Source organism: Pseudomonas sp. EL_65y_Pfl2_R96, from assembly GCF_963970905.1.
Lineage (GTDB): Bacteria > Pseudomonadota > Gammaproteobacteria > Pseudomonadales > Pseudomonadaceae > Aquipseudomonas.
This window is the reverse complement of the sequence record NZ_CAXAQH010000002.1, coordinates 372,796-379,254: the sequence shown is the minus strand read 5'-3', so window position 1 is coordinate 379,254 and position 6,459 is coordinate 372,796. Positions and strand designations below refer to the sequence as shown.

The 6,459-nt window shown below is 54.5% G+C and carries 8 protein-coding genes, 1 tRNA gene and 1 pseudogene; 7 read left to right on the top strand and 3 right to left on the bottom strand.

Going from position 1 to position 6,459, the window contains the following annotated elements:
- Nucleotides 1–346: 346 nt before the first annotated feature.
- The gene (locus AACY49_RS04475; RefSeq protein ID WP_258700473.1) at nt 347–631 is read left to right on the top strand and encodes a hypothetical protein; all 285 of its coding nucleotides are present in this window, start codon (nt 347–349) and stop codon (nt 629–631) included.
- Nucleotides 632–685: 54 nt separating this feature from the next.
- Nucleotides 686–808, top strand: a complete 123-nt coding sequence (locus AACY49_RS04470) for a hypothetical protein (RefSeq protein WP_320394410.1) — start codon at nt 686–688, stop codon at nt 806–808.
- Nucleotides 809–826: 18 nt separating this feature from the next.
- Here AACY49_RS04470 and AACY49_RS04465 read toward each other — a convergent pair whose 3' ends face one another.
- Nucleotides 827–1,135, bottom strand: a complete 309-nt coding sequence (locus AACY49_RS04465) for a cupredoxin domain-containing protein (protein WP_320394409.1) — start codon at nt 1,133–1,135, stop codon at nt 827–829.
- A gap of 14 nt (nt 1,136–1,149) precedes the next feature.
- Nucleotides 1,150–2,118, bottom strand: a complete 969-nt coding sequence (locus AACY49_RS04460) for a metallophosphoesterase family protein (RefSeq protein ID WP_339521873.1) — start codon at nt 2,116–2,118, stop codon at nt 1,150–1,152.
- 153 nt (nt 2,119–2,271) lie between these two features.
- On the opposite strand from AACY49_RS04460, the gene AACY49_RS04455 reads away from it, so the two are divergent.
- From AACY49_RS04455 to AACY49_RS04430, 5 genes and pseudogenes are all read left to right on the top strand, one after another.
- Complete coding sequence (locus tag AACY49_RS04455; protein ID WP_339521871.1) at nt 2,272–3,048, top strand: zf-HC2 domain-containing protein; 777 nt, start codon at nt 2,272–2,274, stop codon at nt 3,046–3,048.
- Between the two features lie 72 nt (nt 3,049–3,120).
- On the top strand, nt 3,121–3,807 hold the full coding sequence (locus AACY49_RS04450; protein ID WP_339521869.1) for a phytanoyl-CoA dioxygenase family protein: 687 nt from the start codon (nt 3,121–3,123) through the stop codon (nt 3,805–3,807).
- A 109-nt stretch (nt 3,808–3,916) separates the two neighbouring features.
- Nucleotides 3,917–4,507 carry a hypothetical protein gene (locus tag AACY49_RS04445; RefSeq protein WP_339521867.1) on the top strand — a complete coding sequence of 197 codons (591 nt, stop codon included), beginning with the start codon at nt 3,917–3,919 and terminating at the stop codon, nt 4,505–4,507.
- Between the two features lie 670 nt (nt 4,508–5,177).
- Complete coding sequence (locus AACY49_RS04440; RefSeq protein WP_258700466.1) at nt 5,178–5,450, top strand: hypothetical protein; 273 nt, start codon at nt 5,178–5,180, stop codon at nt 5,448–5,450.
- Between the two features lie 548 nt (nt 5,451–5,998).
- Nucleotides 5,999–6,109: pseudogene (locus tag AACY49_RS04430) on the top strand (integrase); the annotation flags it as partial.
- An 82-nt stretch (nt 6,110–6,191) separates the two neighbouring features.
- Here AACY49_RS04430 and AACY49_RS04425 read toward each other — a convergent pair.
- Nucleotides 6,192–6,278 (bottom strand) — tRNA-Leu (locus AACY49_RS04425).
- Between the last annotated feature and the right edge of the window lie 181 nt (nt 6,279–6,459).

Here is a 6,459-nt window from a genome sequence, read left to right as displayed (position 1 = left end):
TGCATTCTTTATCGGCGCTTGGGTGAAAGGAGGAGGGGCGAAATCTCCCACGGATCTGTACTGCGTCAACAGTCAGAATCGGGCTTTGTCCCTCCTCCTCCCTTCAAGTCCTACCATACAAGCGGGCACTTAACTGACGGGCATTGCCCAGTTTGCCGATTTTTTTTTGCGGCCCCTTCGCCCATTTCACACCGCCTTCACAAGCCACCTCCTACAGTTCACTTGCTCCTTTGAAGAAATCCCCTGGCCCGCCCGCATGCGGGCCATTTTTTTGCCTGCCGTACCGCGATCGAACGCCCTCATTCGCCGGGTGTCGAACGTTTACACATCACGAAGGAGATGTCTCATGGTCACTCACTTCAAAGTCGGCGGGCACCTGGCCTGCGGGCACAAAGGCAGCAACCTGACCTCAAGCAGCATATTGACTCGAGTTAAATGCAGAAGCTGCCGCAACACCGACGCGTTCAAAGAAGCGCGCAAAGACGAACGCAACGCCGCACGTCGGGCCGCACGCAAGGCCAAAGCCACCCACACCGCCAGTGACTGGCGCGCAGCCTGGATGCAACGGCTGATCGAGATGCCCGGTTTGCAACGACTGCCGCGTGGTTTTACTGGCCAGCCATTTGTGTAACTGACACGTTTGGCCGTGCCTGGCTTATGACTCGGGCGCAGCAAGTGACGTGCAATGAAAGCCCTGATTATTCAGGGCTTTGTCACTTCCGGGATTTGGCTTTCTCTGCTGCCTCCGCGCGGATCGTTTTTGCATTTTTTCGATCATCTGCGCAACGCTGCCCTACACGGTTATTGACCTTCCAGAGCCCTCTGTTTACTGGGTGACCACAATCTTCCCGATCATCTGCGGGTGCAGCGCACAAAAATACTCGAACTCTCCCGGCGTATTGAACACCCAGGAAAAGCTGTCATTCGTATCCAGCGCCCCCGAGCGAAACACCTTGTGGGTTTCTGCCACCGTGTGCGGAATCTGATCATCATTCACCCACGTCACTTTGGTGCCCACGGCCACGGTCAAATCCTTGGGTTCAAACATGAACGCCTTGATATCGATCTTCACCTCTTGAGCCCACGCCGGCATCGACAGCATCAGGCACACCACCGCCAACAGTCGCGTTTTCATCTGACCGCCCTCCTCTAGACCTGTGTCGAATCAATCAGCGCCAGCGGATGATCGCCCTGTGTCGCTCGCACATCGGTGATCCCCAGATAATTGCGCAATTGATCGGCAGCCACCGTCATCGGCCCTGGTGCCGGTGCCGCACCCGGTGCAGGTTGCGGATAGGCCGTGCCACGGGCGGTGTGGAAGGTGATGTTGCCTTCGACCTTCTGGATGACCTGATGGATGTGCCCGTTCAATACCGTCACTGAACCGTACTTGCGCAGCATCGCGATCGCCTGATCACCATCCTCGGTGCCCCAGCCCCACGGCTGATAAATCGTCCACAGCGGAATGTGGGTAAACACGACGATGGGTGTACTGGTCGTCACCGCCCGCAAATCATCGGCCAGCCACGCCAGTTGATCGGCGCCAAGGGTGGCTTCATGGCCAGCCTGGAAGTTGAAAACATTGACCAGCGCGATGAAATGCACGCCGTGGTCGTCGAAGCGGTACCAGCCATTACCTTTGGTGCCCTTGCCGTAACGCTCCAGGTAAAGCTTGCCGCCGCCCTCGTCGAGAGTGTCGTGTTCACCCGGCACGTAATGCACGGTGGACGGCAGGCCTTTGAGCAACTGTGCCGCAGTGTCGAACTCCTCAGGCTTGGACAGGTGCGTGATGTCACCGGTATGCAGGATCAGCGACGGCCGTTTTGGCAGCTCGATGACCTTGTCGATCGCCACCTGTAACGTCTTTGCCGGCTCCGGGTTGGCTTCCTTGTTAAAGCCGATGTGCGAGTCGCTGATCTGCACAAAGTGAAACGTGCTGGCCAGTGCCTTGGGGTCGGCGACATTGCCTGCCTCATCCAGCGCAAAGGCCCTGGAAATGCCGCCGCTCAGGGCCCAGATTACCCCTGCCCCGGCCCACGCCGAGCACTTGAGCAGCGCTCGGCGGTCAGGGTTCAGCAAGCCGTCGGTGCGCACTGGGTGTTTTGATTGAATGTCCATCGGTAGGGGCCTCGCTGGCGGACTACAGTGATGTAGCTGACACGAGGTAAACCTTGCGGGACGAGTGTTTATTCCGCGCCGCAAAACAAATTTTTTCAGGGAATAAATGACGACGCATCACGGTTATAAGGGGGTGACGGTGCGGAAGCCACTATGAAGCGATTTGAGGAACTGATTGCGCCCCATCTGGACGCCGCTTACAACCTCGCGCGCTGGCTCACCGGCAACGACAGCGCCGCACGCGATGTCGTGCAGGAAAGCGCCCAGCGCGCCTTCAGTTTTTTGCAGCGTTTCGCCGATGGCAACGCCAAGGCCTGGTTTCGGCATGGCTATCTGGATCAGGAACTCGATCCTGCGACGGCTGCGGATGTGGCTGCGCATCTGGCCGCATGCGCCGAGTGCGCGCGGCTGCATGATGAAGTGAAACTGCTGAAGGTCAGTGTGAAGCGCCAGGCGCCGTATTACCCGGCGCCGGCATCGTTGGCGGTGGTGTTTTATGTGATGACGCCGGGCAGCGAACAACCGCTGATGGACGAGGCGGTCTCCAGCCATGTCCGCTCGTTGATGGGCGAGCATCTGAACGATGTGGTGTCCTCCGACCGTCACACCGTGAAGCCCTGGTTCACCGGCATACTCGACTTCTCGCCGCCGGTATTCGATTACTCGGCGCAGGGATTTCCATTACTGGGCGGGCGGCTGGATTATCGACAACACCAGACCACGGCAGCCCTCAGTTACGGGAGGGCCAGGCACATCATCAATGTGTTTATCCTGCCCATGCCGGAGGCAGACAAGCCGCGGCAGACCCAGACGATTCGTGGCTTTAACGTAGTGTCCTGGCAAGCCAACCACATGCGTTTCGTGCTGGTTTCCGATGTGGAGAAAAGTGAACTGGAGGCGTTCAGCCAGTTGCTCAGGGACGGTGCCTGAATTGCCCGTTGCTGTTGCCTGGCTCCGGGCCGTTCTGCAAGACGCGTTGGTGATAAGGGAGTTGAGGAATCCATGACTGACCGCGAGCAACTCCATCGAGATGGCTATGCGCTGCTTCGTCGAGCGATCCCGGCCGAGTGGCTGGGTGACCTTCGTGCCGTGTTCGATGCGGGCGTGAAGCCGGCGGACCAATGGCCAGTGCCGCGTGGCATGGATTGGCGCCATTCGCTGCTGGACGCTGATTCGAAGGTTCAGGCTGTGTGTCGTCTGCCGGAGGTGCTGGCGGTGGTTGGTGAGTTGATTGGAGAACGGTTCTTCCTCTCGCAGGTGGAGGGTCGCGAGCCCCTTGCAGGTGGCGGTCATCAGCAGCTGCACCGCGACTTGTCGGCCCTGCGGCCAGGCGACATTGTGAACGCCCTGGCTTATTTCGACGACTATGGCCCCGAGAACGGCGCAACACGTATCGTTCCCGGCAGCCACCGCCCTGACCAGGGAGAGCCGCCATTCGACTTCAATGACGAGTCCCGGTCTGTGCAGCTTTCAGGCTCCGCGGGTGACATCCTGGTGTTTGATGTGGATTTAGTGCATGCGGGCAGTCTGAACGCCATCGGCGCACGCCGTCGTTCCATCCTGATGAGTTATTTTTCGGAGCCTCTATACGCATCACACCTGGAAACGGTGGGCCTGCGAAGTATTCGGATGGACACGACCGATCGGTTCGACCCTTCGGATTTTGCCTGCTCAAGCCATCCAAAATAGCGGACCGGAAACAAACAAGGGTTTGCATCAGCTTTCGCCCGCAAGGGAAATCAATGCCGGTGAAAAAGCTAAGACACTGGGAAGAACCGACTCAACTAAAGGATAAAAGATGCAACCTCAAAGCGAACCATTGGTAATGAAGGCTGTGTTTGATCAGCTGAAAGAAGCGAACCTTGACATCTGCAAGTACATCAACTTTATCAACATTACTGCTACGGGCAGAAGTGCAGAAGTGCAGAAGTGCAGAAGCAGACCTAGAAAACCGCCACAGAGCGCTATACTTTTTGGTTCAACCCCATCCGGCATTAGCCAAGAAGATAGCGAATCATTGTTTTGGGTTTTACAAGTATTGTTTTCTTATCATGAACTTATGCACGCAAAGGATCTAAAAATCGAGAAAAACTTCAATCTGCCTGATCGTAGAGTAGATCTAGTTAAGGCCGAAATATACGTTAATATCTCAACATTGCGCTTTTTGTCAAGCATCAGAAGTCCGAAGCGGATGTATTCAGAAACTTATATGCAGCCGGCATACTCGGCAGAGCCAAGACTCCGATTTACACTCGAATATTTAACGGCATCACAAAATCATTCCCCGAGGCTCAGCTCAAAGCATTGGCTTCAAACAGCATTTTACCGTTCAAGACGCAATAACAAGACCGTAAAACCAATACAAGCTATTGATGTATCAACAACTTAGCGTTGGATATTCCTGCAGTGGTTCGGCGTTCTGCCGACCGAAAACAATCAAATCTCCCTGCAGTACCAAGACTGCGCGTACAGAACATTCTCGACCTCTGGTCAGGCGAGCATCAAGAAGCAGCCGAAGCGGTGGCACGTCACCTGGCCAGGGCACCATGTCGCAGAGACACGGCGCTGGACGTTCTTTTGAGGATGTCAGACGGCGCACTGGAGAAAATGATATCGCCCGTGACAGGCTCGGCACTGGCTATATCCCTTTGGGATCTGGCGACGCCGCGTTCTCTCATGGGCGCAATCAGGAAATGCATTTCTTGCTCGAGACTGGATATAAACACAGTATCCGAATAATAAGGTAATTGCTCAATTGGTCGCTGACGATCGGTAAGGCCTTACCACTCGTCGGAATCGTCAACTCATAAAGGTGAGGATGCCTTGCATTTGCGCGTTTACAGGCTTGACTGAATTCTTGCCTCAACTTGAAACAAGATAAAAATGTTAACCCACGAACTCACACACCCAACACTGATCAATAAAAATATCTGTAATACATGAAAGTTTCAATGAGTTAACCTAACTACTGATTTTTCTGTAGCAGTGGCAAGTCTGCATCTATATTTTAAAAATAGGGAGCCAACTCATGGAATACTCAATCCAAAAAGGATATAAATATGAGCATCTCGATCACAAACGGAGCAAGCAGAACGGTTCAAGTTGCAGTCAGCGTATGGGCAGGAGGCGGCAGTGACAATTATTACCCACTAGAGCCCGGCAGCGGTGACACATGGGGACGTAATGATCCAAGAGGTTACTTGATGGCTATAAAAGGACACGCCCAATCAGGCATCTATTACGTTGCCTTTGACAGTCAAATCGTCATAGAAGACAACCTTGTAAAAGATCGTGGTCAAACTCTTAAACCGCTCGCATCAAATAATCAATAACATCAAAAAATGCGTTGAATAACTTCAAGCGCATGCACTACGTGACCAGCATCTTACATGATGCTGGTCATCGTTGGTGATTCCGACAATTCGTTGAGCATGCGTTGGGTCAAATCTCGAAGCGCAGTGACGAAAACCTCAAAGCCTATTTGGCAATGCACGCTGCCGAGCACTACCAGCCCGCCTGAATATTGCGGCAGGCGTCAGCCGTTGCAATCAGGTCCCACTCGTATCCAATGCGCTGCCGACGCTCAGCCAGCGCACTTCCGGTTCCCGGCTGGCACATCCCACCAGTGCTACTATCACCCCGATCAACAACACCTTCATAACCCCACTCCCGATCAATCACCGTGGTCGCAGCAAGGCAAAGTTTGGGGCGCTCTTGTTCCAACCGCTGAACTGGTAAGGCTTCAGGCACACACCGACATAACCCTCCCCCCATCATGATTTGGCCTAGCCGTCGTTCACACTGCTGGGCGGATCGGGCCTCAGGATCAGCCACAATTACGGGCGCTATCGGCTCTGGTGGCCAAAACGGCGCGGCGTAGTCTCCTGGTGACATCATGCAGGCGAGAGATCAACTTGGGCATCCGACCGTGATGATGACAGAGCAATACATCCGTAATCGCCTGGGCAAGAAAGTCACTCCTGCCAAGTGAATTGCGGACCAACTCCAAAATAGCTGACCAGAAACAAACAAGGGTTTGCATCAGCTTTCGCCCGCAAACCCTTGATTTTAGATGGTGCCCGAAGCCGGAATCGAACCGGCACGCCCTTACGAGCGGGGGATTTTAAGTCCCATGCGTCTACCAGTTTCGCCATTCGGGCGGTAGCGCGGTAAAGCTGTCTGGAGACTGACCAATACGATCTGGCAGTTCCGACGCTTGTGCAACAGAGGGGGAAATATATACATCCCGCCCCGGTGAAGCAAGTTCGCAAAGATCCTTTTCAAGACTAAATCTTGCAGGACAGCGAAAATAAAAAAGCTCCGTAGATCATGGATCTACGG